This is a genomic window from Chloroflexaceae bacterium (assembly GCA_025057155.1).
Classification (GTDB): domain Bacteria; phylum Chloroflexota; class Chloroflexia; order Chloroflexales; family Chloroflexaceae; genus JACAEO01.
The window spans coordinates 90868-116170 of record JANWYD010000011.1; the positions used below are offsets into that span (position 1 = coordinate 90868).

16 protein-coding genes are annotated in these 25303 nt (G+C 65.1%); 6 read left to right on the forward strand and 10 right to left on the reverse strand.

Annotated features, from left to right (window positions below; translation table 11 throughout):
- Window positions 1-100: 100 nt before the first annotated feature.
- From NZU74_11855 to NZU74_11900, 10 genes are all read right to left on the reverse strand, one after another.
- On the reverse strand, window positions 101-2227 hold the full coding sequence (locus NZU74_11855) for a hypothetical protein (GenBank protein MCS6882017.1): 2127 nt from the start codon (window positions 2225-2227) through the stop codon (window positions 101-103).
- Window positions 2228-2259: 32 nt separating this feature from the next.
- On the reverse strand, window positions 2260-5523 hold the full coding sequence (gene carB, locus NZU74_11860; protein MCS6882018.1) for a carbamoyl-phosphate synthase large subunit: 3264 nt from the start codon (window positions 5521-5523) through the stop codon (window positions 2260-2262).
- Window positions 5524-5846: 323 nt separating this feature from the next.
- Window positions 5847-6533 (reverse strand): methyltransferase domain-containing protein, encoded by a 687-nt coding sequence (locus NZU74_11865; protein MCS6882019.1) that lies wholly within the window; start codon window positions 6531-6533, stop codon window positions 5847-5849.
- 141 nt (window positions 6534-6674) lie between these two features.
- Window positions 6675-6860, reverse strand: coding sequence for a hypothetical protein (locus NZU74_11870; protein MCS6882020.1), 186 nt, complete (start codon window positions 6858-6860; stop codon window positions 6675-6677).
- A 259-nt stretch (window positions 6861-7119) separates the two neighbouring features.
- Window positions 7120-9048 carry an ABC-F family ATP-binding cassette domain-containing protein gene (locus NZU74_11875; GenBank protein ID MCS6882021.1) on the reverse strand — a complete coding sequence of 643 codons (1929 nt, stop codon included), beginning with the start codon at window positions 9046-9048 and terminating at the stop codon, window positions 7120-7122.
- 202 nt (window positions 9049-9250) lie between these two features.
- A complete protein-coding gene (locus tag NZU74_11880) occupies window positions 9251-10429 on the reverse strand; it encodes a glycosyltransferase family 4 protein (GenBank protein MCS6882022.1) in 1179 nt (392 codons plus the stop codon).
- A complete protein-coding gene (locus tag NZU74_11885; protein ID MCS6882023.1) occupies window positions 10426-10668 on the reverse strand; it encodes a cyclic-di-AMP receptor in 243 nt (80 codons plus the stop codon). Before NZU74_11885 ends, NZU74_11880 begins: the two co-directional genes overlap by 4 nt.
- Before the next feature lie 121 nt (window positions 10669-10789).
- On the reverse strand, window positions 10790-11956 hold the full coding sequence (locus NZU74_11890; GenBank protein ID MCS6882024.1) for a CPBP family glutamic-type intramembrane protease: 1167 nt from the start codon (window positions 11954-11956) through the stop codon (window positions 10790-10792).
- 382 nt (window positions 11957-12338) lie between these two features.
- Window positions 12339-13589 carry an EAL domain-containing response regulator gene (locus NZU74_11895; protein MCS6882025.1) on the reverse strand — a complete coding sequence of 417 codons (1251 nt, stop codon included), beginning with the start codon at window positions 13587-13589 and terminating at the stop codon, window positions 12339-12341.
- Entirely contained in the window at window positions 13586-16600 is a 3015-nt protein-coding gene (locus NZU74_11900) for a PAS domain S-box protein (protein MCS6882026.1), read from the reverse strand. Before NZU74_11900 ends, NZU74_11895 begins: the two co-directional genes overlap by 4 nt.
- Window positions 16601-17632: 1032 nt before the next feature.
- On the opposite strand from NZU74_11900, the gene NZU74_11905 reads away from it, so the two are divergent.
- The 6 genes from NZU74_11905 to NZU74_11930 all read left to right on the forward strand — a co-directional run bounded on the left by NZU74_11905 (window position 17633) and on the right by NZU74_11930 (window position 24868).
- Entirely contained in the window at window positions 17633-18112 is a 480-nt protein-coding gene (locus NZU74_11905) for an SRPBCC family protein (protein ID MCS6882027.1), read from the forward strand.
- Window positions 18113-18395: 283 nt separating this feature from the next.
- Window positions 18396-20471 carry an NAD(+) synthase gene (locus NZU74_11910; protein MCS6882028.1) on the forward strand — a complete coding sequence of 692 codons (2076 nt, stop codon included), beginning with the start codon at window positions 18396-18398 and terminating at the stop codon, window positions 20469-20471.
- Between the two features lie 117 nt (window positions 20472-20588).
- On the forward strand, window positions 20589-21584 hold the full coding sequence (locus tag NZU74_11915) for a 2-hydroxyacid dehydrogenase (protein ID MCS6882029.1): 996 nt from the start codon (window positions 20589-20591) through the stop codon (window positions 21582-21584).
- Window positions 21585-21781: 197 nt separating this feature from the next.
- Window positions 21782-23299: a YifB family Mg chelatase-like AAA ATPase gene (locus tag NZU74_11920; GenBank protein MCS6882030.1), complete on the forward strand. Its 1518-nt coding sequence runs from the start codon at window positions 21782-21784 to the stop codon at window positions 23297-23299.
- A 261-nt stretch (window positions 23300-23560) separates the two neighbouring features.
- The gene (locus tag NZU74_11925; protein MCS6882031.1) at window positions 23561-23977 is read left to right on the forward strand and encodes a hypothetical protein; all 417 of its coding nucleotides are present in this window, start codon (window positions 23561-23563) and stop codon (window positions 23975-23977) included.
- Window positions 23978-24481: 504 nt separating this feature from the next.
- Complete coding sequence (locus NZU74_11930; protein MCS6882032.1) at window positions 24482-24868, forward strand: hypothetical protein; 387 nt, start codon at window positions 24482-24484, stop codon at window positions 24866-24868.
- The last annotated feature ends 435 nt before the right edge of the window (window positions 24869-25303 follow it).

Below are 25303 nucleotides of genomic sequence, written 5' to 3' on the forward strand. Positions count from 1 at the left end.
TCGCACCGTAGAGGGCGCGGAGGGGCGCAAAGGGCTTCAAAAGCTCATCCTTTACGTTCCTCTGCGTGCTCGGCGGTAAATCTGAACACGCGCCAGCAGCTTATGGTTCGACCGGTCGCAGAGCAATAGCAAACGCGCACAGGCTGATGCGCCGAGGCGCCGCCGGGTCGGAGGCGGCGGGCGCCCGCAGGCGTAGTTCGTTGACACCGGGGGTGAGCAGCACCTGGGTCGTGTAGCGCCGCGGTTGGTCAGACTGGACGATCCAGGTAGCAGCCGGCCCGTTGCCGAGGGTTGCAACCAGTGGCCGGGGCTGATCAAAGGCGATCAGCCCCAGGTCAAGTTGTACTCGTAGCGGCCAGGGTTGAGGGTTGATCAGGTTGATTACGGCCTCCTCGTCCATCCAGCGCGAGCGACCAGACGGGTGTTCTTCGAGGGGGTGCCAGCCCGCGCCCATGCTGGCGAAGGGGGGGCAGGGCGGCGACGGAACCGGCAATTCGTACCAGAGGTAATCGCCAACCACCTGTGGCACGGGTGGCGCGCCCGTGAGAACGGCCGCCAGTTCGGCGATGGCGGCATGCTGATCAGGGCCCACCTCCGGTCGGTAGAGCAAGATATGGCGCACCGGGTAGGCGCACTGCATGGCGCCTAACGTTTCGAGGTCGAGAGGCGCAATGTCTGGCGTAAGGCCCATCTGCGCGATAGCTCCCAGGAGCGGCGCCCGCTCAAGCGCCGGATAGCTTGGCCACCGCGCGACGTAGCCGCCAATGATCGGCTGCTCGTGACCGATCTGGTTCAGCAGTGAGCGGCTATCTTCCATCGGGGCAAAGGGCAGATCAGCCACGGCGCCAGGCCGCGCCCGTAGTTCTGCCATCAACGCTGGAGGCTCAAGGACAATCAGTTGCCGTTGCCCCGGGCCGGGCGGGGCCAGTTCGATTATCGCCAGAACGGCGATGGCGCCAACCAGCAACGCCCTTCGTCCGGGCGGCTGGGGGGCGAGCAGGCGCTGCAGACCCAGGGCCGCCGCCACCACGGCCACCAGGAGCACCAGGGTCGTGAACAGCGAGGGGCGGCGGGCGATCTGGACCAGAGGAAGCTCCTGTACCAGAGCGTAAGGCAGGGGCAGCCCGGTGGGTTGACCGGCGATTCGGAGCGCTGGTCCCAGCGACAACAGCCAGGCTACCAGCCCCATCAGCGCCAGGGGACGCTGGCGACGCCACAGTTCTGGCAGACCCAGGGCCGCGCACCCCAGCAAGACCCAACCGGCGGCCACGTACCAGCCATCGGCGGCAAAGTCCGTCGGTGGCGGACGGGTGATCTCCCACAGGCGCTCGCCCCAGAGGGGATGCAGCATATTGGGGGCAAATAGTCCCAACAGATCGGCTGAGAAGCCCTGGATATAGGCGAACCAGATCGCGTCACGCGGCGCCGCTGCCGGCAGACGGTGGCGCGCCTGGACGATCCCGATCAGCAGTGGGAGGGTCGCCAGCCCCACACCTGCTCCGAGGCCGGCGAAGGCGCGCAGCAGATCGGCGCGCCGGGAAGAGCGCGCCAGGGCGGCCAGGCCCCAGGGTAGCGCGCCAATTAGAGCGATCAGCAACCAGTACCAGTCGCTCAGCATGACCAGCACTGTGGCCCCAATCGTTGCTAGCACCGTTCGCCACGAGGGATTGCGCTCCAGGTGCAGCAATGCCAGCAGATAGAAGATGAGCCACTGGAAGCTGATCAGGTTCAACTGGTGGATCTGGAGCTTGAACATGTGGAACGGGCTGGCCGTTAACAATAGCCCGCACAGGAGGGCAATGCCCAGGTAGGGCGTAAAGAAGCGGGCGAGCAGGAAGGCCGCATAGCCGCTGCCGGCCATGGCCAGCAGGACCGCGGCGTTGAACCCGGCTACTGGCCCGAACAGCGCTGCCACGGGGAGCGTTGCGAGGAAATTGCTCAGGCCCATGGTCTGGACATAGAGCTGAACGCCGTCGGGGTAGTAGAGCAGATCGGTCCAGAAAGGATTGTGCCCGGAGCGCAGGGCGCGCAGCGTCCACCAGATGTTCCAGACATTCTGGATGCCATCTTCGCGAGCGTCATAGAGGTAGCCGTGGATGGTTCGTGCGCTGGCGATGGCCGTGGTGAAGGCGGTGGCCATCGGCCAGGTAAGGATTACCGCTGCGCCGGTATAGCATAGCAAAGCTACCAGGTGAGGGAAGAGGCGCGCGCCACGCCAGGGTGTCATACGATTTCAGATGGCCGAACCAACTGGTGCCATCACCCAATCCACGCAAACCGTTCCTGCAGGCTCTCGACCGTCCAGGCTCCATCGCGGAGGGCGCGAATGGCCTCCACCGCGGCGGCGGCCCCGGAGAGGGTGGTGAGGGTCGGCACGCCGTAGACGATTGCGGCGCGGCGGATGGCGGCTTCGTCGAAGAAACTGGCCTTGCCCAGGGGGGTGTTGACGATCAGGGCGATCTGGCCGTTCTTGATGTAGTCTACGACGTTGGGGCGGCCCTCGTTCACCTTGTAGATGGTCGTGACGGTGATGCCGCGCTCCCGCAGAAACGCCGCCGTGCCGCCGGTAGCCAGCAGGGTGAAGCCCAGGGCTTCCAGGTCGCGGGCGATGGGCAGCAGGGTGGGCTTGTCGCGGTCGTTGACGCTGAGAAAAGCGTTGCCGCTGAGGGGCAGACGCTGGCCGCAGCCAAGCTGGGCCTTGGCGAACGCCTCGCCAAAGGTGGCCCCGCTGCCCATCCCCTCGCCGGTGGAGCGCATCTCGGGGCCGAGCAGGATGTCCACGCCGGGGAAACGCGCCCAGGGCAGGACGACCTCTTTGACGTGGTAGCGGGGGGCGTGGGGGTTGAAGATCTGCGCTTCGCCCTGTTTCATCACCTCGCGCCAGGCGCTGAGCGGCTTGCCGGCGGCGCATTGCACGGCGATCTGCGCCCAGGGCACGCCGGTGGCCTTGGCCACGAAGGGCACCGTGCGCGAGGCGCGCGGGTTGACCTCGAGCACATAGACCACGTCGTCCTTCATGGCGTACTGGACGTTCATCAGGCCCACCACGCCCAGTTCGCGCGCCAGGCGCACGGTGTGCTCGCGCATGGTGGCGACGTGCTGCGGCGCGACCATGTAGGTGGGGATCACGCAGGCGCTGTCGCCGGAGTGGACGCCGGCCAGTTCAATCTGCTCCATGATCCCGGCGATGACCACTTCCTGCCCATCGGCCACGCAATCCACATCCATCTCGAAGGCGTCTTCCAGGAAGCGGTCAATCAGCACCGGATGTTCGGGCGAGGCCTCCACCGCCTCACGCATGTAGCGCTCCAGGGTCTCGTCATCGTAGACGATGGCCATGGCGCGCCCGCCGAGCACGTAGGAGGGGCGCACCACCACGGGGTAACCAATGGCGGCGGCGACCCGGCGGGCCTCCTCCCAACTGGTGGCGCTGCCATGGGCCGGTGCGGGAATGCCCAGCCGGTCAAGCAGAGCGCCGAAGCGGTCACGGTCCTCGGCCAGGTCGATCGCTTCGGGCGGGGTGCCCCAGATTGGCACGCCAGCGGCCTCCAGGGCGCGGGCCAGCTTGAGGGGCGTCTGGCCGCCAAACTGGATAATCACGCCATCGGGACGTTCGCGTTCGACGACGTTGAGCACGTCTTCGAGCGTCAGCGGCTCGAAGTAGAGCCGGTCGGCGGTGTCATAGTCGGTCGAGACGGTCTCGGGGTTGCAGTTGATCATGATCGTCTCGTAGCCCATATCGCGCAGGCCGAACACGGCGTGGACGCAGCAGTAGTCGAACTCGATGCCCTGGCCGATGCGGTTGGGGCCGGAGCCGAGGATGATCACCTTCTTGCGGTCGCTGACATCGGCCTCGTCCTCGCTCTCGTAGCTGGAGTAGAGATAGGGCGTGAAGGCGGGAAACTCCGCCGCGCATGTGTCCACCCGCAGGAACGTCGGCACAATGCCCAGTTCCTTGCGCCGGGCGCGCACCTGGAGTTCGGGGGGGCTATCGGCGGCGCCGCCCTCGACGCGCAGCAGGAAGGCGAGCTGGGCGTCAGAGAAGCCCATGCGCTTGGCCTGGCGCAGCAGATCGGCGGGCACGGTGTCCAGCGTAAAGGCGCGCAGGCGCCCTTCCAGATTGACGATCTGCTCCATCTGGTGCAGGAACCAGGGATCAATGCGGGTCAGGGCGCTGATCTGTTCGACGCTCATACCGCTCTGCAGGGCGTAGCGGATGTAGAAGTAACGCTCAGGATTGGGAGTGATCAGGCGCTCGCGCAGGCGCTCAGGGTTAATGCGGTCCTTGCCGTCTGCGCCCCAGCCCAGGCGGCCCTGCTCCAGCGAGCGCCAGGCTTTCTGGAAGGCTTCAGGGAAGGTGCGCCCGATCGCCATCACCTCGCCGACCGACTTCATACTGGTGGTGAGGGTCTGATCGGCCTGGGGGAACTTCTCGAAGGCCCAGCGAGGGATCTTCACCACCACATAGTCGAGGGTCGGCTCGAAGCTCGCCGGGGTCTCGCGAGTGATGTCGTTGGGCAACTCGTCGAGGGTGTAGCCAACGGCGAGCTTGGCGGCAATCTTGGCGATGGGGAAGCCGGTGGCCTTGGAGGCCAGAGCCGAGGAGCGCGAAACGCGGGGGTTCATCTCGATGACATAGATGCGCCCGTCGTCGGGGTTCACGGCGAACTGCACGTTCGAGCCGCCGGTTTCGACGCCGACGGCCCGCAGCACCGCCAGGCCCATATCGCGCATGCGCTGGTACTCGCGGTCGGTGAGGGTCATCGCTGGCGCAACGGTGACCGACTCGCCGGTGTGCACACCCATGGGGTCAATGTTCTCAATCGAACAGACAATCACCCCGTTATCGGCGCGGTCGCGCATCACTTCGAGTTCAAACTCCTTCCAGCCCAGGACGCTCTCTTCAACCAGCACCTGGGTGACCGGCGAGGCGTCGAGACCGCGTTCGACGATCTCCTTGAACTCCTCCAGGTTGTAGGCGATTCCGCCGCCCATCCCGCCGAGGGTGAAGGAAGGGCGAATAATCGCCGGGAAGCCGGTGCGGGCCACGATGGCCAGGGCCTCCTCAACGGTATGGGCGGTGCCCGAGGCGGGCACCTCGAGGCCAATCTCGATCATTTTGTCTTTGAAGCGCTGGCGATCCTCGGCGACACGCACCGCTTCGACCGAGGCGCCGATCAGTTCGACGCCATAGCGCTCGAGCACGCCGGCCTCGTGGAGTTCGACCGCCAGGTTCAGCGCGGTCTGCCCGCCGACGGTGGGGAGCAGCGCATCAGGGCGCTCTTTGGCGATGATGCGCTCCAGGCTCATGGCGGTAAGCGGCTCGATGTAGGTGGCATCGGCCAGCCCCGGGTCGGTCATAATCGTCGCGGGGTTGGAGTTGACCAGCACGACGCGATAGCCCTCTTCGCGCAGAGCCTTGCAGGCCTGGGCCCCCGAATAGTCGAATTCACAGGCCTGGCCGATCACAATCGGGCCAGAGCCGATAATCAAGATGGTATGCAGATCCGTGCGTCTGGGCATCGCTCGTATGCAACTCCTCAACGGGGAGCGTGGTTTCCTCCGCTCCGCTTACCGGTCACCGCAGGGGATTATACCTGATCTTCCGGGCAAGGTGTGGGAGGAGAGGGGCCTCTCCGGGGCTGGAGCAGAGACCGGTTTCAGAGCCAGGCCCAAACACGAAACCTTCGCCTATCTCCGAGGCTTCGAGGAACTTTACCTCTCTGAAAGACCCGTTCTGGTGCACCGCGACGAGGCCGCGCCGCACCGGAACAGGAACTCCTGCGGGGGGCGCAGGCTCGTGCACCCCCCGCTCAGACGGAGTCTCGATGTAGTATGGGGTGATTTCAAACTCCTGCTTTGTAAGCAACAATGACCTCGGAAGGAAATAGCATCTGCTGGTAATACTCTCGCGCTTCAACGCTGAATCCGAGCTGTTGTAATCGTTCTTTCAACTTGATGCCGCGACAACCGCCCATGGTTTTCGGTGAAATGCTGTAGACAACGTCGTAAATCTTACTTCCAAAGCGTTCACCTTCGGTCATGTTGACCATAATAAGTTTCCCGTTCTTTTTAAGCACACGCCTGTATTCCAACAGAATGTTATCCATGTCACTGAACGGGATAAGGTCGAGCATGTAATGATTTGTCAGGGTGTCAATCGATTCGTCTTTGATGCCTAGATGAAAGGCCGTTCCCACAGCCAGAGTGTAGTTCGCTCCGGAAATTCCTCTGAGGCGTCTTTTTGCTTTTTCGAGCATGCCCTTCGATAGATCGACGCCGATATTAATGCCGTTTGGGTTGCGTTTGACTATTTCATAAAACGCCAGTCCTGTCCCTACAGCGACTTCAAGAATAGACTGGCCATCTTGAATCGCCGCGAGTTCCAGGGCTCTGTTCCTGGCGTTTGATTCTGTCAAGATCGCCCAGATATCATAAAGTGGCGCGATCCTGTCATACAACAAGCGAATATGCTCTTGCTCGATCCTTGCGTCAAGGGTCTTGTTATCCGGGCCGCAACACGCGATGCCCATGGTCCTCTCCTCTAGCGTTGGTAACGCCTGACGCCCCCCTGGCGCGGCGAGGAAGCGCAGCCGTTCGCCGCCGTTGCGGGTTGATCCTGGTAGGGGAGGCCCAGGGATATCCTTCTGGGGCCGCAGGCCCCCGCCACCCTTTTAATTCCTTTTCCTCACCCGATCCCAGAGAAAGACAACCGCCAGAAACAGCAGCGCCACAACCAATCCCTGCCACCCATCTCTTAACATTAAGTTCCAACCGCCTTCCTGGTACAGGTAATAGAGCCAGGCGCCAAAAAGAAATCCGGTCGCCACTACGATAGCATTTTTGATGTCTTTGCTCACGGTTTTGTTCCCCTCAAGACCTGGTTTTGCCGCGCTAATGTTTGGGTTCCCTTTCGGTGGAGGATCGCAGAAGGGCGCAGCCTTCCGCGATCCTCCCCTCACGCAGGAGGGTTTTCTGCGAGGGCGTAACTCTTGCAGCCCCTTGCCCAGGCAGAGGCGTGGGGAAACCCGGTTTGCCCGCACCCCTTCGAACGACCAGTGAGGAGGGTTTTCTGGAAGGGCGTAGTCTTCCCGGCCCTTCCCGTTCGAGAGCCTGGCTTCAGGCGGCCAGTTCGGCCCACTGGTCGTACTTCGCCGCCAGCAGGGTTTCGAGTTCGGCGTATTGCGTGCCCAGGGCAGTGATCTGTTGCACGTCGCGGGCGGCGCTGGCCCGCTCCAGGTCGGCCTTGAGGCGGCCAAGTTCCTGTTCGAGCAGGGCCACTTCCGCTTCCAGCGCCGCCAGGCGCTTCTTGCGCTGGCGATCTTGCAGCGCGGTTGTCTCGGAGGCCGCCGCCGGCCGCGCCGCAGCGGGAGCAGGAGCAGGCGCGCGCGCCGCCTGCGCCTCGGACGGCGCTGCGGCGGCCGCTTCGCGGGCGGCGACGAAGTCGCTGTAGCCGCCCAGGTACTCGCGAATGCGCCCCTGTTCGACGTGCCAGACTTTATCGGCCAGGGCGTCAATAAAGTAGCGGTCGTGGGAGACGAAGAGGATCGCGCCGGGATACTCCTTGAGCACGGCTTCAAGGGCCTCGCGGGCGCCGATATCCAGGTGATTGGTCGGCTCGTCAAGGATGAGCAGGTTGCCCGGCAGCAGCGTCAGTTGGGCCAGGGCGACCCGCGAGCGTTCGCCGCCGCTGAGGTCGCCAACGCGCTTGAACACATCGTCGCCGCTGAAGAGGAAGCGCCCCAGCAGGGTGCGTGCCGCGGCTTCGCCGAGGGTCGGGCTGGCCCGCGTCAGTTCCTCCAGCACGGTCGCGTTCCAGTTGAGCGCGTCGTGGCCCTGGGCGTAGTAGCCGATGTGCACCTGATGTCCCAGGCGCGCCTGGCCCCGCAGCGGGCGCACCTGGCCCAGAATGGTCCGCAGCAGGGTCGTCTTACCACAGCCATTGGGGCCGAGGAGGGCCACCCGTTCGCCGCGATGCACCTCAAGCCCATCGGCGCGCAGCAGCACGCGGGGGGCGGTGTCCGGGCCGTCGCCGGGAAAGCCGACCACCAGGTCGTCGAGGGCGAGCGCCAGGGCGCCGCTGCGAAGCTGGGTGTCGAGGAAGAGACGCAGGCGCGCCGGTTCGCGGGGCCGTTCGATGGCCCGCTCGCGCTTCAGCCGTTCGAGGCGCTTCTCGCGGCCCTTTGCCTCGCGGGCGCGCTGGCCGGCCTTGTAGCGGCGAATGAACTCCTCGGTGCGCGCAATGAACTCCTGCTGGGCGCGAAACTCCTTCAGCCGCCGTTCCATACGCTCGGCCTTGAGTTCTAGGTAGCGGTTGTAGGGGGCCGGGTAGTCCTCCAGTTTGCCGAAGGCCACTTCCAGGGTGCGCCGGGTGACGCGATCAAGGAAGTAGCGGTCGTGGGAGGTCACGATCAGCGTGCCATCCCAGGAACGGAGGAAGTGTTCAAGCCACTCCAGGGCCTGCATGTCGAGATGGTTGGTCGGCTCATCGAGCAGCAGCAGGTCGGGGTCAGAGAGCAGCGCGGCGGCGAGGGCGGCGCGGGTCTTCTGGCCGCCGGAGAAGTGGGCCATGCGCTGGTGGTACTGGCTCTCGTGGAACCCCAGGCCCTGCAGGGTGCGCTTGATGCGCGGCTCGACCTCGTAGCCGCCCATGTGCTCGAAGCGGGCGGTAAGTTGCCCGTAACGCTCCATCGCCGCTTCCCAGCCCGGAGCGGCGGTGTCGGCAATCACCGGTTCGAGAGCCCGCATCTCCGCCTCCAGATCGCGCAGGGTCGCCAGGGCGCGCTCCATCTCCTGCCAGAGGGTCAGGTCGCCGCCGAAGCGCACCTCCTGGGCCAGATAGGCGATGCGAGCGCCGCGCGCGATGGCCGCCTGGCCCGCGTCGGGGCTTTCCAGGCCGGCGATGATCTTCAGCAAGGTGCTCTTGCCGGCGCCGTTCACGCCGACCAGGGCGACCTTCTCGCCCCGGGCCACCTGGAAGCTGAGGTCCTCGAAAATCAGTTCGGCGCCGTAGTACTTGGTCAGGCCGCCGACGCTCAACAGGGTCATCACGCTGCTCCACATACAGATGCGGGGCCTGGCCCCGCTCTTTTTTCATTATGCCAGATGGCGGGCGTCTGTCAACCGGCTGCGCCGGACCCTATCGAGAATAAGTCCTTCGCGGGAGGGCGCAGCCCTCCCACGCCCTGCTGCGGGCGGAGGCGTGCGGGCGCGCTTCCTCCCTCTCCGCCGCAGGTGGAGAGGGATGGGGTCAGGGGGAGGGTGAGGACTGCCTCAGTTCTTCAAGAATGCGCTCCAGCTCGGCGCAGTGGCGTTGCCAGGAGTAGCGGGCTACCACCCGCTCGCGGGCGGCCGCACCCATAGCCAGGGCGGCGGCGGGGTTGGCGAGTACGCGGGCGATGGCCGCGGCCAGGGCCTCCACGTCGCCTTCGGGGAAGAGGGCGCCCTCGCGGCCCTCGCGGATGACCTCCGTGAGGGGAGGGATGGCCGTGGTCACCACGGGCAGGCCGGCAGCCATGTACTCGTAGACCTTCAGCGGCGACCAGAAGAAGCCGGCAGCGCGCAGGGCCGGGTGCGGCGCGGTAGTGAAGGGCGCCACGCCCACGTCGGCGGCGGCGAGCAGGTCAGGCACGCGGGCATAGGGCACGGCCCCGGTAAAGGTGAAACGCTCCGCCCGCGGCGCGGCGAGGGCCATGGCGGCGGCCCGCTCCGGCCCGTCGCCGATCAGGGTGAAGCGCAGGTCGTGACCCTGGTCGAGCAGGCGCAGCCCGGCGCGCACGACATCGGTGGCGCCGTGCCAGGCGCGAAATGAACCCAGGAAGACCACGTTGGGCGGGGAGTGGATCTGGCGCCGCTGCCGGGCCACGGGAGCGAAGCGCTCCACATCGGCGCCCCAGGGCAACTCGACGATCCGGGTGCGGGGGATGCTCGGCGGCACCGTAGTGTGCAGCGGCGTCACGATGCGGTCGGCGGCGCGGCACTGCCACTCGGCCCAGCGCCGCAGCGGGCCGCCCAGGGCATCGTCGAGGCGCCGCTTGAAGACGGCGGGCGGGTCAACGATCAGGGCGTTGACTTCCAGGAGCGCGGGCGCACCAAGGTGTCGGGCAGCGAGGATGCCGACCCCGGCGAAGTTGTAGTAGCGCTCGATGATCACATCGGGGCGCAGGAGGCGCGCCAGGCGTAGCACCGGCGCCGCGCCCAGCAGGCTCAGGACCTTGGGCACGTCCTGATAGTGCAGGTAGATGCCGTCGAGACGCGAGGAGACCGGGCGGACGAAGGGCGCCAGGCCGCTCCAGCCTTCGCGCGACGCGGCCACAAGATGCACCTCGTGCCCGCGCCTGACCAGACCTCGCGCTACCTCGTAGGCGTGGGTGCTGCCGCCGAGAGCCCCTGGCACCGGAATGCCAGCGGTGACGTAGAGGATCTTCACAGGCGCTCGTAGCGCTCCAGGTCCATGATAATCGCCAGGGTGCCAGGGGCGACGCCCTTGACCAGATCGCAGGCCTGGTCTACCTGCTGATCCTCGACGCCGACGAGCAGGGTTGTATTGCCCCGGCGCAGAAAGCCGCCGGTCGTCGCCAGGCGCGTGACCCGGAAACCCTGCCCGACCAGGGTGTCCACGCTCACGTCGGCGTGGGCATCGTCGGTGACAAACACGATCAGTTTCATCGCCAGACCCTGTGCGCGACCCTCCGGCGGCATTATAGCCAGCGCGATGCCCCCCGTCAACGGCGCGGGGCCGTGCAGGGACCGGCGAACCCGAACGTCCTGATCTGGACCGGTGTCTGGTTCACTTTCCCACCCCCAGAGCTACCAGCATAATCAGGGTAAAATTGTACCCTCCGTGCACGATCGCCGCCACGCTGGTGCTGCTGCGCTGGCGCACGATCCCGCACGCCACGCCGACGAGAAAGACGATCAGCAGGGCGTCCCAGTTGTACTGGAAGGCGTGCAGGCTCGTAAAGAAGAAGTTGGAGAGCCACAACCCCAGGCGTGGCTGCAACACGCCCCGCATCGCCAGTTCCTCCCCCAGACCGGCGGAGATGCCAATCACCAGCGCGCCAACCGGGTTAATGGCAAAGGCAAACAATTGCTCAAAAGCTTCCTCGTCGGTTACCGGCCAGCCCATCAGCCCCCAGAGCCACTCGATGGCCGCACCGAGCGCCTGCGCGGCCCCCGCCAGGAGCAGGGCCAGCCCCAGCCCTATCAGCGCCTGGCGCGGCGTCGGGCGGGTCAGCCCCAGCCGCGCCAGCGCCCCGCGCAGATCGCGCGTGATGCCAAAGCCGACGGCAAGAATGGCTGCCGGAATCGTCCAGATCAGACTGTAGATCTGATCGCGCAGCAACCCGGCTGCGTCGCGCCCGCCGGCATTCCCGGCCAGATTATCAACCAGGGTCAGGAACGGGGGGGCGCCGAGCACGACCAGGGGCACGATAGCGACCAGCCCGATGGTCACCACGGCAATCAGGGCGACGGCATGCACGAATGACGCTGGATTGATGGGCACGATCCTGGCGAGGAGGCGGCGCGCCGCGGGCAGGATGAACAGCGCGCCAATAGCGATGCTGCCCGCGATGCCCAGCATCACCAGTCCCAGGCGCGCCAGTTCCGCCGGCCCCAGGAGGGGCAAACGCTCTGTTTCGGTCAAGCGGCCGCCGCTGAGCACGCTTGCCGACAGGCCCAGGGCAATCAGGCTGACGCCGCCAACCATCAGCGCCAGCCACAGCCCTGTGGCGACCCAGGCCCAGTTGGGGCGTTCGCCGCCAAGGTAGGCCAGCACCGCCAGCACGGCGAACGGCAGCGTGTTGACGCTGGCAGCCATAATCTGGCCAGGCTCCCCGCCGACCGCGCTGCCCACGGCGAAGAGCAATACAAACAGTCCCAGGCCCGCGCCGAACGGCCATAGATTGACCGCCTGCCGCTGCTTCTCGGCGCTTACGCTGCCAGGGTCGGACATACCGTTGCTCCTTACCAGTCTGTAAAACAAGTTTCCCGGCAATTCCGCCTCCCTCCCAACCTCCCCCCGTTGGCTGGGAGGCGCCGGACTCCCTCACCCGGCGGGGGAGGGTTGGGGAGGGGGTGGGGTTGAGCGAAAAACTTCGTTCACACACTACTACTTAACTGTTCCCTGGTTGGAAAAAATTGTAGATTGCCGATTTTGGATTGCGGATTAGGCGCGGCGCATTTGAACGTGTCGGCGTCATGCGGACGCTCCAACAGGTTGGCAGGAAGCGCACTATAGCGTTTCTTGAAAAGGTTGACCCGTAACGATGGCGGCGCAGGCGCAGCGAGCTACACCGCTCAGATTCCTCAGTGGATCAAGCATTCCGGTCAGTGCTCTAGCGTAGCGAGGCTCGCCGCCCCATCCACTGCAGGGCCGCCTCGCCGGGCATTGGCTGGGCGATAGCGTAGCCCTGCGCCAGATCGCAGCCAATGCTTCGCAGATAGGCCAGCACGTGCGCGTTCTCGACCCCCTCGGCGGTGCAGCGGAGCCCCAGGCTGCGTCCGAGGTCAACGATAAAGCGTGTCACGGTGCGCGACTCCTTCGATTGCATCGCCGTCATCACGAACGACTTGTCGATTTTGATCTCCGAGACGGGCAGGCGCACCAGTTGCAGCATAGACGAAAAACCGGCGCCAAAATCATCAAGGGCCAGGTGAAAGCCATGCATCCGCAGCTGGGTGAGCAGGTCAAGCGAGGCGGTGGGATCGTCTATCGCGCTGCTCTCGGTCAGTTCAAAACTCAGGTGCTCCGGGGCGATGCCGAGTTGCCGGCACCGGGCGCGAATCTGATCAAAGAGCGCGGTATTGCTCAGCGTCCGCGCCGAGATGTTCACCGCCAGTTGCAAGCCTGTCTCCAGCCCGGTGGAAGCGGGCGAGGGGGTGACGCTGTTCCTGCCGGTACAGAGTGGCGCGAACCAGCGCAGCGCCTGGTCGGTCACCCGCAGCGTCAGTTCGTCAATCAGGCCGGCGGCTTCGGCCAGGGGAACGAAGCGAGCGGGAGGAATCAGGCCCCGGTCGGGATGGCGCCAGCGGGCCAGGACCTCGAAACCCGCCAGGGCGCCGGTGGCGCAGACAACCTTGGGCTGGTAGTAGGGAATGATGGCCCCGCCGAGGAGAGCGCGCCGCAACTCGTTGGCATCAAGCTCCGTCGCGGGCGCCAGCGCGCCGGATTGCGCGGTTCCACGCTCAACGGCATTCGATGGAATATTGCTGAGCAACAACTGCCGCAATCGCGTCGGTGTGAAGGGTTTGGCAACCACCCCGACAATGTTCAGGCCATGCTCGGCGGCGAGTCGCCCGGCGGCGTCGAGGACCCGCGCGTCAACGCCGCTGGTGATGATGATCCCTGCAGTGCAACCCAGCAACGCCAGGTTCTGGATCACCTGGATGCCATCCATCTGCGGCATGATCAGATCCAGGGCGATATGGGTCGGATTCCATTCCTCAACGGCCTGAAAGAACTCCTGGGGGCGCGAGGTGTAGCGCGTGTCCAGCCCCGACAGCGTGGCGATGGCGCTGATCGTCTGCCCGATCAGCGGATCGTCATCCAGTATCAACAGGCGTCTGCGTGGCACACTACTGGTCATATGCTCTTTTCCCCGTCACCTCGACTCTCAGCCCCGGTTGCCAGCGCCTCCCGCACCTTCCGCGCCAGATCCATGCGGCGGTAGGGCTTGCTCAGGAGCACCACTCCCGGGTCCAGACGCCCGTGGTGCACAATCACATTTTCAGCATAGCCCGATGTATAGAGCGCTTTGATCCCCGGTCGCACCTGGCGCGCCGCTTCCACCAGCTCGCGCCCGCTCATCCCGCCGGGCATCACGATATCTGTAAAGATCAAGTCAATATCATCGTGGGCGCGGACGATCTCCAGCGCCTCTGGCCCGCTCCCGGCCTCCAGCACCCGGTACCCCAGGCTCGTCAATTGCTGGCGGGCAAAGTTGCGCACAGCCTCGTCGTCTTCGACCAGCAGAATGGTCTCGTTCCCGCCTGTCCACGTCCTTTCGATGCCTGGCTGATAGCCGGCAACCGTCTCGACGGCGCGCGGCAGATACAGTTTGACCGTCGTGCCGCGACCAGGCTCGGAGTAGATCGTCACGTGCCCGCGCGATTGCTTGATGAAGCCGTAGACCATGCTCAGGCCGAGGCCGCTGCCCTTGCCTTTCTCCTTGGTGGTGAAGAACGGCTCAAAGACATGGGGCAAATGTTCTGGCGCGATGCCAACGCCGGTGTCGGACACGGCGATCAGCACGTAGGGGCCGGGGGTCACCTCGGTGGCGCGCTCGGCGTACTGCTGATCGAGCAGCACGTTCGCGGTTTCGATCGTCAATGCGCCGCCCGTTGGCATGGCGTCGCGGGCGTTAATGCAGAGGTTGAGCAGCGCGCTCTCCAGTTGCGCCGGATCGACGAGCGCCGGCCACAGGTCGGGAGCGAGGATCGCCTGGATCGCGATGTGTTCGCCGAGGGCGCGGCGGATCAGCCCGTCCATCCCCGTTACCAGCCGGTTCACGTCCACCGCGCGGGGATCGAGGGCCTGGCGCCGGGCGAAGGCCAGCAGATGCTGGGTAAGCTCCGAACCGCGCTGGGCGGCGGCGCCGATCATCTCGGCCAGCATCTTGAGATCGGGGTTGCCGGCGAGGGCTTCGCTCAAGAGTTCAGCATTGCCAAGCATCACCGTCAGCAGATTGTTAAAGTCATGGGCCACCCCGCCGGTCAACTGGCCCACCGCTTCCAGGCGCTGCGACTGGCGCAACTGTTCTTCGAGCTTCACTTGCTCGGTAACGTCGCGTTGAATGGAGACGAAATGGGTGCAATTGCCCTGCTCGTCGGTAATAGGAATAATGCTGAATTCGTTCCAGAACTCCTCTCCTGACTTTCGGTAATTAATCACTCGAACGACTATGAATTCGCATTGCTCTAAAGCGACGCGCACCCGGTCAAGCTCGCTGCGCTGGCTGCGCGGGCCTTGCAGGATACGCGGGCTGCGCCCCAGCACCTCATCCGGACGGTAGCCCGTGATGCGCTCGAAGGCGTCGTTGACGAAGATGATCCGCGGGCCGGGTTCATCAATCGGCCGGGCCTCGGTGATCATCACGATATCGTTGAGCCGCGCCACCGCCGTTTCCAGCAGCCGCAACTGGTCCTCCATCTGCCGGCGCCGGGTCACGTCGCGAAAATAGACCGCCACGCCTTCCTCGGAGGGATAGAGGCTGAACTCCAGCCAGATCCCGCGTCGGGGAAAAAACTCCTCGAAATGGGCCGCGCGCCCCGTGGCCCGCGCCTGGCTGTACTCGCGGTCGAACCGCGTTCCCCGGATCTGCGGAAACGTCTCGTAGATGCTCTTGCCGAGGAGATCGGCCCGGCTTCGGAGCAGGATGTGTTCGGCGTGGGTGTTCATGTAGGCAATCCGCCCATCTGGATCGATGATAACGAACCCATCAGTGACGCTTTCCAGGATCGTTCGCAGGCGCGTGGCGAGGCGCTTCTGCTCGTCAATATTAGTAGCGGCGCCGTACCATTTGATGACATTGCCCTGTTCGTCGCGAACGGGGAAGGCGCGGGCCAGGTGCCAGCGGTAGCTCCCGTCGCGGGTGCGGAAGCGAAACTCCGTTTCAGAGGGCATACCCGCTCGCACCCCCTGCTCGCATGCCGCGCGGGCGGCGTCCACGTCATCGGGATGCAGCAGGGTGAGCCAGCCGTCGCCCAGGGCCTGGACCGGCGCCCCCGGGCCGCACAGCTCGGCGATGGCCTGATTAATGTAATCGAGCTTCCCCGCGACGTCGTTAGTCCAGACGATCAACGGCACCGACTCGGCGAACTGCCGGAAGCGCGCCTCGCTCCGCGCTAGCGAAGCCTCTATCTCCTTGGCGCGTGAAATGTCCTGCACCGCGCCATGAACGGCGACGATCTTCCCGCTGGCGTCGCGCACTGCGCGCCCGAAGGTGCTCACCCAGAGGCGCCGTCCGCCAGTGGTGATGATCTCGAACTCCTCGTCGTAGGGCGTGCCCTCACGCGCACAGCGCTCGAAACAGGCGCGCATGCGCTCCAGGTGCTCGGGAGCGATGAAGCGTTCAAAATCCAGCGTCTCCGGAGGCGATGCCGGGTCCAGTTCGTAGATCTGCGCCACCTCGTCCGTCCATCGTACCGGACCGTTGGGCAGATAAGCGATCCAGCCGCCCAGGCGTCCGGCCGTGCTGGCCATACGCAGCAATTCGTACTGCTGTTGCACCACTCGTTGCTGCTCCTCATTCCGCTCCATGACGCGCAACAGGGCCAGGCCCAGACCGGCCGCGGCGAGCATGCCGCCCACGGCGCTCCCGGGATTGATCAGCGCGTAGGCCGACCACTCCTCGGGCAACGGCGCCAGCGCATAGCTGGCAATGCACAGCAGTGTTCCCAGCACCGCGACGGCGATCACGAACGGTGCGCGTCGGGCGAAGATGGCGATCAGAATGGGGAGCACGTAGAGCGCTGCCGGGGCGCGCATCAACGGGGTGATCGCGTCGGCCAGGGCCACCAGCGCCAGCGTCGCCAGGCTCAGCGCCATCCAGAACGGGGAGGTCGCGGCCATGGGCACTCGGGTAACCGACCATTTCATCAATGACACGTCCTCACCTGCTCAGCGCAACCATCTGCACATCAAGGAACATCGCCGCACTGCACCCCTCGTGGTGCACGGGTATCTTCACTACCACCTGCTGAGGAAGGAGCATTTCCGGAAGAACTCTCCGGCCCCTCTGCTCGCCAACCTGCCAGACCCTACGCGACGCTGCCGTACACCACGGGTAAAAGAGACGTTCCTGGGAGGTCGAGCACGACCCAGGCGCTCTTATCGGGCCGAGAGGTGATGCATGCCCCCCGTTTGCACCTCGGGCCATCCGGTCGAAGCGCTTCCTGCAGTCGCTTCTCATGGTACCGCACGAACGCCCGCATATAGTAGATGCGTCTGCAAAGACGCAGGGTTGATGCAACGTCCCCCCGGCTGAGGATTGGGGCGGCTACGCCGCCCGATAGGGTCAATTTTTTTTGGATGGTTCTGGCAGGGTGGCGGCCCAAACCATCCCTAAACCTGGAGTCCGGGGCCTCCCCCCGAGACTTTGCATCGGCCCTGCACAAAGACGGACCGGTATCCCATCATGCGGCACCCGTATTACCCTGTCCGTTCCCCCAGCTACCGAGCTGGTGCGCGAGGCGACCAGGTTGCCATACCGCTTCCCTGAGGGGGAGGGTTCTCAGATGTAGGGTTTTCCGGCACATGCTCGCGTCGCATGCGCCATCCGGGGCATTGGGACGCCCAAATCCCCCCTCTCCTGTGAGTGGGAGAAGGGGGCGGGGGGTGAGGATCGTAAGCGCATTGGAATGCCGAAAACCGCTTCTCGCTCGAAAAACCCTACACCTGAGAACAGAGTCCGGGAAGGCCAGGCGTCCGGGGGGTGCGGGGAGGCATAGCCTTCCTGGCCCCCCACGGCAGCTCAGGTGTGAACCACGTCTAACATTTCTTTGCACAGACTGTTGACAGGCGCAGCAAAACCGCGTATACTGCTCTTGTGCAAAGCGTGGACAAATCTGTGCAATACAATGTGCAATCGCACAGGTTCGAGGGCCTGCCGCCCGGAGAGGAAACAGACCAATGATTAACGTTACGCGCCAGGCCTATCTGGAAGGGTTCACCCCGGCGGAGATCTTCGCCACGCTCTCCGACTCGCAGGCCATCGCTCAGATACTCCCCCGCGTCCAGCGGGTTGAGGTCACCCGGCGCGACGATGCTGCGCGCACCGCTCGTCTGGTGACTTATATGAACATTGGGGGCATCTTCGGCACCATTCGCTCCGAGGGTGAACTGTCCTGGGAAGATGATCGCGCCATTCGCTTCAAGGTGCGCACCCCGGTTGAGGTTGAGACGTCCTGGGAACTGGCGCCGGTCAAGACTGGCACGGATATTCAGTTGAGCACTTCGCTCAACCTGGCGCCGATGCTCGGCCCGATGGCTTCCTTCGTCCCCACCCAGCAGGTAAGCGCCTTGATGGCGACCGAGCTGGAAGCGGTGCTCAAGGCGCTTGCTCGCCGAATGCGCGAGAGCCGCTTACAGGCCCGAGCCATCGCCGCCTGACGGTTCCGGGAATACCCGATATAATGAAGACCTCGCGGGTGTCGCCAACCCGCGAGGTTTTTCAGTATTTGCGCGTCCTTAATTATGGGAGGGTTCAGATGGGCTTCGCCCTGCCGGGAACATCATGACGTATTACCGGACGCTGTTGCTGCCCGCTTATGGCGTAGTTCAGATGGGCTTTGCCCTGCCGGGAACATCATGACCTGCGTATGGTGGCGCAGGGCGCGACGGATGGGCAACCGACGAACCCGGATTCACCCTGCCTGATTGCCGGAAGCGTAGCATGTCCCTGCCATTTCTCAATCTCTATCGCCACGGCTTCGCGCGGGTCGCGGTAGCCGTGCCTGCCGTGCGCGTGGCCGACCCGCTCTTCAACGCCGAACGCACTATTGCCCTGGCGCAGCGCGCCCATACCGCGGGCGCCGCCGTAGCGCTCTTTCCTGAACTCGGTCTCTCGGCCTACACGAATGAGGATCTCTTTCACCAGGCCGCCCTGCTCGAGACCACCCTCGCCGCCCTGGGCAAGGTTGTGGCCGCCAGCGCCGGATTGCGCCCCCTGCTGCTGGTAGGCGCGCCCCTGCGTGTCGAGGGCAAGCTCTTCAACTGCGCCGTCGCCATTCATGCCGGGCGCGTCCTGGGGGTGGTTCCCAAGAGCTACCTGCCGAACTACCGCGAGTTCTACGAGAAACGGCACTTTGCCGCCGCCCGTGCCGCCCTGAGCGCCACGATTGATCTCTTCGATGCCACTGTGCCCTTCGGCCCCGATCTGCTCTTCGTGGCCCGCGATTGGCCCGCCCTCGCCGTCCATGCCGAGATCTGCGAGGATGTCTGGACCCCTATCCCTCCCAGCACCTACGCCGCCCTCGCCGGGGCTACCGTGCTCTGCAACCTCTCGGCCAGCAACATCACCATCGGCAAGGCTGATTATCGCCGCGCCCTCTGCGCCGCCCAGTCCGGCAAGTGCCTGGCGGCCTACCTCTACTCCGCCGCCGGTCCCGGCGAAAGCACCACCGATCTGGCCTGGGACGGGCACGCCCTGATCTACGAAAATGGCGAATGCCTGGCCGAGTCGCCGCGCTTTGCCAGCGACGAGCAGATCATCTTTGCCGATGTGGACCTCGAACGGCTCCTCCAGGAGCGCATGCGCCAGACCAGTTTCGGCGACGCTGCCAGCGACTATCAGGCGCGTCTGCAAACGCTGCGCCGCGTGCCCTTCGCCTTCCAGCCGCCCGTTGGTGAACTGCCCCTGCTGCGAGTTGTCGAGCGCTTCCCGTATGTGCCCAATGATCCCGCTACCCGCGACGAGCGTTGCTATGAAGCCTACAATATCCAGGTGCACGGCTTGATGCAACGGCTCAAGGCCACCGGCATCAGCAAGGTGGTCATCGGAGTCTCTGGCGGCCTCGACAGCACCCAGGCGCTGATCGTCGCCGCCCGGACGATGGACCGCCTCAACCTGCCCCGCGCCAACATTCTCGCCTATACGCTGCCGGGCTTCGCCACCAGCGAGCGTACCCGCGCCAATGCCCACGCGCTGATGCGCGCCCTTGGCGTGAGCGCTGGCGAGATTGACATTCGCCCTTCCGCCCTGCAGATGCTGCGCGACATCAACCATCCCTACGCCCGCGGCGAGCCGGTCTTCGACGTGACCTTCGAGAATGTGCAGGCCGGAGAACGCACCTCGCATCTCTTCCGCCTGGCCAACTTCCACCAGGCCCTGGTTCTCGGCACCGGCGACCTGAGCGAACTGGCCCTGGGATGGTGCACCTATGGCGTTGGTGATCATATGTCGCACTACAACGTCAATGCCTCGGTGCCGAAAACGCTCATTCAGCATCTCGTTCGCTGGGTGATCCGTTCGGGCCAGTTCGACGATGCCACGAACGCCACTCTCCAGTCCATCCTCGATACTGAGATCTCGCCGGAACTGGTGCCGGCTCGCGATGGCGCGGACGATGAGCCAGCGCAACACACCGAGGCCCTCATCGGCCCCTACGCCTTGCAGGACTTCAACCTCTACTACCTCACCCGCTTCGGCTTTCGTCCGAGCAAGGTCGCCTTTCTCAGCTACCACGCCTGGGCCGATGCGACTCGCGGCGCCTGGCCCGAGGGCCTGCCTGAAACCAGAAGGGTGGCCTATGACCTGGCGACCATCAAGCGCTGGCTGGAGGTCTTTCTGTACCGTTTCTTCCAGATCAGCCAGTTCAAGCGCTCGGCGCTGCCCAACGGGCCAAAGGTCGGCTCGGGCGGCTCGCTCTCGCCCCGCGGCGACTGGCGCGCTCCCAGCGACTCGAGCGCCCGTGTGTGGCTGGAGGAACTGCGCGCCAATGTGCCCGATACGCCGCGCGCGGCCGGATAATCAGGTTATGCGGTTACATTCCGGGAGGGCCTGTTCCTGCCAGACCCTGCCCTCAAGCAGGGGCGCGTGGGGTGACCTGATTTTCCCACGCTCTCACCAGAGAGGAAGGAGAGACGCATGCGCGTCCTTGTGTACGATACCCATTCCTATGATCGCACCTTTCTCGACCAGGCCAACCAGGGCCGTCACCAGTTGGAATACACCTCGGCGCAGCTCGATCCCCATACTGCGACCCTGGCCCAGGGTTACGATGCCGTCTGTCTCTTCGTCAACGACCGGGCCGACGCGCCGGCAATCGAGCGTCTGGCGAGCGGCGGCGTACGCCTTATCGCCCAGCGCTCCACCGGCTTCAACAACATTGACCTGGTCGCTGCCCGGAGCCACGGGATCACAGTGATGCGCGTCAGCTACTACTCGCCCTATTCGGTGGCCGAGTTCGCCGTTGGCCTGTTGCAGACCCTCAACCGGCGCATCCACCGGGCCTACAACCGCACCCGCGAGTTCAACTTCCGCCTGGCCGGACTGCTGGGCCACGACCTGCACGGCCGCACCGTCGGCGTGGTGGGCACCGGGAAAATTGGCGCCGTCTTCGCGCGGATCATGCACGGCTTCGGCTGCCCGCTGCTGGCCTACGACGTGCGCGAAAACCCGGAGTGCCTGGCCCTGGGCGTCACCTACGTGAGTCTGGAGGAGTTGCTGCGCCGCTCCGACATCATCAGCCTGCACGTCCCCCTGCTGCCCGACACCTACCACATGATCAATGCGACAACCCTGGCGCTGATGAAGCCGGGAGTGATGCTCGTCAACACCAGTCGCGGCGGCCTGATTGACACTGAGGCGCTGATTGCCGCCATCCAGCGCGGGCACGTCGGCGCCGTGGCCCTCGATGTCTACGAGGAAGAAGAAGGCAAGTTCTTCCGCGATCTCTCCGACACGGTGATAGACGACGAGGTGCTGGCCCGCCTGATGACCTTCCCCAATGTACTCGTCACCAGCCACCAGGCCTTCTTCACCTACGAGGCCATGACCACCATCGCCGAGACAACCATCCGCAACCTCACCGACTTCGAGGAGGGCCGCGAAAACGAGAACCTGCTGCGCCCCGGCCAGTGATTGTAGATTTTGGATTTTGGGTTTTGGATTGCGGATTGGGCATGGCATAACCAGACATTCCCGATCCGCAATCCAGAAAATCCAAAATCCAAAATCCGAAATCCAAAATCCACAATCGGCCCGCCCGTAACCTCTTCCCGCGCCATCCGGTATACCCGGCGGAGCATCAAGGATGTGTCGCGAGGACGGGGGGCCGCATGCTCGCCAAGGTTCACAGTTGCGCCGTCGTTGGTCTGGAAGGCATCCTGGTAGAGGTTGAAGTGGACATTGCCCAGGGCCTGCCGTCGTTCGCCGTGGTTGGACTGGGCGACGCGGCGGTGCAGGAGAGCCGCGAACGGGTCCGCTCGGCGGTGCGCAACTCGGGGCTGACCTTCCCGATGAAACGGCTCACGGTGAACCTGGCCCCCGCCGACCTGCGCAAGGCCGGGCCGGCCTATGACCTGCCGATTGCCGTGGGCCTGGCGCTGGCCTCGGGCCAGGTGGCAGGCGTCACCGAAGGGGCCGCCTTCATCGGCGAGCTGGGCCTTGACGGGGGGGTGCGCCACACCGAGGGCGTGCTGCCGATGGCCGCGGTAGCCCGCCAGCACGGCCTCACCACGCTCTATGTGCCGGTGGAGGACGCCGCCGAGGCCAGCCTGGTCGAAGGCGTCACCGTCATCCCTGTGCGGAGCCTGGCTGAACTGCTCGCCCACATTAGCGGCGAGCGGCCCATCGCCCCCTATCTCAGCCAGGTGCGCCATCTCCCCGAAGAGGAACCCTTCCCGGTAGACTTCCAGGACATCAAGGGCCAGGAACACGTCAAGCGGGCGCTGGAAGTGGCCGCCGCGGGGGGGCATAACATCCTCATGTCGGGCACGCCCGGCTCGGGCAAGACGATGATGGCCCGCGCCCTGATCTCCATCCTCCCCCCGCTGTGCCTCGATGAGGCCCTGGAAGTGACCAAAATCTACAGCGTCTGCGGCCAGTTGCCCAGAGACACGCCCCTGGTGCGCCGCCGGCCCTTCTGCGCGCCCCACCACACCACCTCTATCGCCGGGCTGGTGGGCGGCGGGCCGGGCCGCGCGCGCCCGGGCATGATCAGCATGGCTCATCGGGGCGTGCTGTTCCTCGACGAGTTGCCCGAGTTTGGCCCCAAACTCGAGGTCCTCCGGCAACCGCTGGAGGAACGGGTGGTCACCCTCAGCCGCTCCTCCGGCACCATTACCTACCCGGCGGCGGTGATGCTGGTGGCCGCCCAGAACCCCTGCCCGTGCGGCTGGTACGGCGACCCTGAGCGCCAGTGCACCTGCTCGCCGGCCATGGTCACGCGCTACCAGAAGCGCATCTCCGGGCCTCTGCTCGACCGGCTGGACATCCACGTTGATGTGCCGCGAGTGAACTACGAGAAGCTCAGCAGCGACCGCCTGGGCGAGCCGTCGCGGACCATCCGCGAGCGGGTGATCGCCGCGCGCGAACGGCAGCACGAGCGTTTCGGCAGCGCGGGGACGCGCACCAACGCCGACATGGGCCCGGCCGACATCCGGCGCTACTGCCAGCTCGACGCGGCAGGGCAGGCGCTCATGAAAGCCGCCGCGCGGCAGATGAACCTCTCGGCCCGCGGCTTCCACCGTGTTATCAAGCTCGCTCGCACCATCGCCGACCTGGCCTGCGCCGAGCAGATTGGCCCGGCTCACCTGGCTGAAGCCCTTCAGTACCGGCCACGCCGGATGGAATAATGTTGGATCGCCGTCCAGAGCGCCGACCGAAATGCTTGATCCGCTGAGGACTCTGAGCTGTGTGGCTTGCAGCGCTCGTGCCGCTATCGTTGCGGATCAACCTGTTTGAGAAACGCTATAAGGCGTCCCGCTGGGACCTGTCATCGCAGTAGCCGGGTTACGGCTTCGCCGGGGTGCATGTCCGCCGTGGACGAAACAAAATCAGTCGCGGCGCAGGGCCCGGCTCTCCCCGTGCGTTGTTAGTCTAATGAGGATTAAGCAATGCATCATCCGGTATCCCACCCTGATCCCTTGGGCATCGCGCTTCCGGTTTCCGATGCTCCCTGCCCGCCTGCCAACGACCCCGAGGCCATCCTGCGCTGGCTCTACTCGAAGCACCTGCAAGCCGGACGCATCGAGCCGCGCCGCGAGCACGCCGATCCCTTCTGGCGGCGCATCGCCGAGAAACGCCACGACCGGCGGCGCCTGGCTGCCAGTCTCCGCGCCGATCCCGAGCGCGAGACGCGCCTCGGTCGTATCGCCGGTGTGCTGGGGCTCGATCTTTCAGGACTCGACCTTGAGGCGCAGATCGAGACTGTTGTGCGCGCCTTTGTGCCGATGCGGTATCATATCAGTGGAGAACTGGAACTGCTGGGAGAGCTCGAACGGGCCGCCGAGGTGCTTGTGGCGACGTACTGAGGTGATACGGGGTAGTTGGGTCCTCACGCTCCCCCCGGCCCTTCTCAGGTGTAGAGTTTTCCGGCGAATGCTCGCGTCGCATGCGCCATCCGGGGCATTGGGACGCCCAGCGCCCCCCTCTCCCGCGAGCGGGAGAGGGGGGCGGGGGGTGAGGATCGCAAGCGCATTGGAATGCCGAAAACCGCTTCTCGCTCGAAAAACCCTGCACCTGAGAACCCCCTGGCCCCCTCTCTCTCCGCTGCTGGTGGAGAGGGCGCCGAGCGCAGGAAGGCGAGGGAGGGTGAGTAGCGGTAACCCTGCCGGTTCGAGCGCTGTGGGAATCCGCGGTTCCCCGCACCGTTGCCCGATAGGGGGGTCTGGGAAGTCGTCGCCCTCCCGGGAACGCCTGTTTTCACGCCAGATCTACCCAATGGTGCAGTGTGTCAACCGGCACGTTGGTATACGATGGCTGGTGAGCGCCAGACGCACCGTGTGGCGCTAGAGCGGTGAGTAAAGGAGCAACCTATGGGCCTCTTTGAACGCAAGAGCGCCGCCGAGAGCACCCTTGAACAGGTAGAGAGCAGCGCCGTGGCCGCCGTCGAGCAACTCGCCCAGACGATCCGTGAGCGAGTTGACAATGAGACTGGGCAGCAGATCGCCAGTTTGCTCACGCGCCTGGCCGAGCGGGTTGACGCGATGGATCTGGCCGCCCAGATGGAGAAGGCGGCGCAGCGCGTCAGCGAGCAGGTCGAGCATACAGGCGAGCAACTGGCCGCCCTCGGTTCTAAGTCGGTACCCGAGCAGCCGTCGGGATGGATCACCCCTTCGCTGATCGGCTTTATTCTCGGCCTGGGCGCAGGTATCGTGCTGGACCGCTTCGTTTTCAGCCAGCAAGAGGGTAAGCACGCTTAAAATCCGTTTTTCACGCTGAGACCCCGGTCGGTCCCGCGCGCGAGGGATCTGGAAAGGGGTCGCTTCCGTAGAAATCACTCTGTCCTTGTAAGGTGTAAGCAAGCTCCGCAGGGGAAGGTCCTACGCATTGCCCGCAGTCCCGTCGTCACCGCCCCTGTTCCGCAGAAGCGCGTCCTGATGCCGAGTACGGCGAAGGGACCGGTGGCGCCGCTGGAACGCCGGGCGCTGCCGAGCAAACCGCCAGGATGGCCTGTCGGTCGCCACTGTCGCTGCTGACGGGCGGGCAGGCTGGCTGCTGAACTGTTCCTATAGGTGTGGGTAATGCACGGCGGGAAAGTCTGGGAGGGCTTTGCCCTCCCAGAAACCTTTTATGCGTTGTCGAAACGGCTCAGCCGCCAGAATGTCTGATGCCAGTCCCCGTTCGACGCCGCGCAT

What these genes read in the sequence shown, in the direction of transcription:
- NZU74_11855 (MCS6882017.1), bottom strand. Translation starts at nt 2,227, where the DNA reads ATGACACCCTGGCGTGGCGCGCGCCTCTTCCCTCACCTGGTAGCTTTG.
- carB (MCS6882018.1), bottom strand. Translation starts at nt 5,523, where the DNA reads ATGCCCAGACGCACGGATCTGCATACCATCTTGATTATCGGCTCTGGC.
- NZU74_11865 (MCS6882019.1), bottom strand. Translation starts at nt 6,533, where the DNA reads ATGGGCATCGCGTGTTGCGGCCCGGATAACAAGACCCTTGACGCAAGG.
- NZU74_11875 (MCS6882021.1), bottom strand. Translation starts at nt 9,048, where the DNA reads ATGACCCTGTTGAGCGTCGGCGGCCTGACCAAGTACTACGGCGCCGAA.
- NZU74_11885 (MCS6882023.1), bottom strand. Translation starts at nt 10,668, where the DNA reads ATGAAACTGATCGTGTTTGTCACCGACGATGCCCACGCCGACGTGAGC.
- NZU74_11890 (MCS6882024.1), bottom strand. Translation starts at nt 11,956, where the DNA reads ATGTCCGACCCTGGCAGCGTAAGCGCCGAGAAGCAGCGGCAGGCGGTC.
- NZU74_11895 (MCS6882025.1), bottom strand. Translation starts at nt 13,589, where the DNA reads ATGACCAGTAGTGTGCCACGCAGACGCCTGTTGATACTGGATGACGAT.
- NZU74_11900 (MCS6882026.1), bottom strand. Translation starts at nt 16,600, where the DNA reads ATGAAATGGTCGGTTACCCGAGTGCCCATGGCCGCGACCTCCCCGTTC.
- NZU74_11905 (MCS6882027.1), top strand. Translation starts at nt 17,633, where the DNA reads ATGATTAACGTTACGCGCCAGGCCTATCTGGAAGGGTTCACCCCGGCG.
- NZU74_11910 (MCS6882028.1), top strand. Translation starts at nt 18,396, where the DNA reads ATGTCCCTGCCATTTCTCAATCTCTATCGCCACGGCTTCGCGCGGGTC.
- NZU74_11915 (MCS6882029.1), top strand. Translation starts at nt 20,589, where the DNA reads ATGCGCGTCCTTGTGTACGATACCCATTCCTATGATCGCACCTTTCTC.
- NZU74_11920 (MCS6882030.1), top strand. Translation starts at nt 21,782, where the DNA reads ATGCTCGCCAAGGTTCACAGTTGCGCCGTCGTTGGTCTGGAAGGCATC.
- NZU74_11925 (MCS6882031.1), top strand. Translation starts at nt 23,561, where the DNA reads ATGCATCATCCGGTATCCCACCCTGATCCCTTGGGCATCGCGCTTCCG.
- NZU74_11930 (MCS6882032.1), top strand. Translation starts at nt 24,482, where the DNA reads ATGGGCCTCTTTGAACGCAAGAGCGCCGCCGAGAGCACCCTTGAACAG.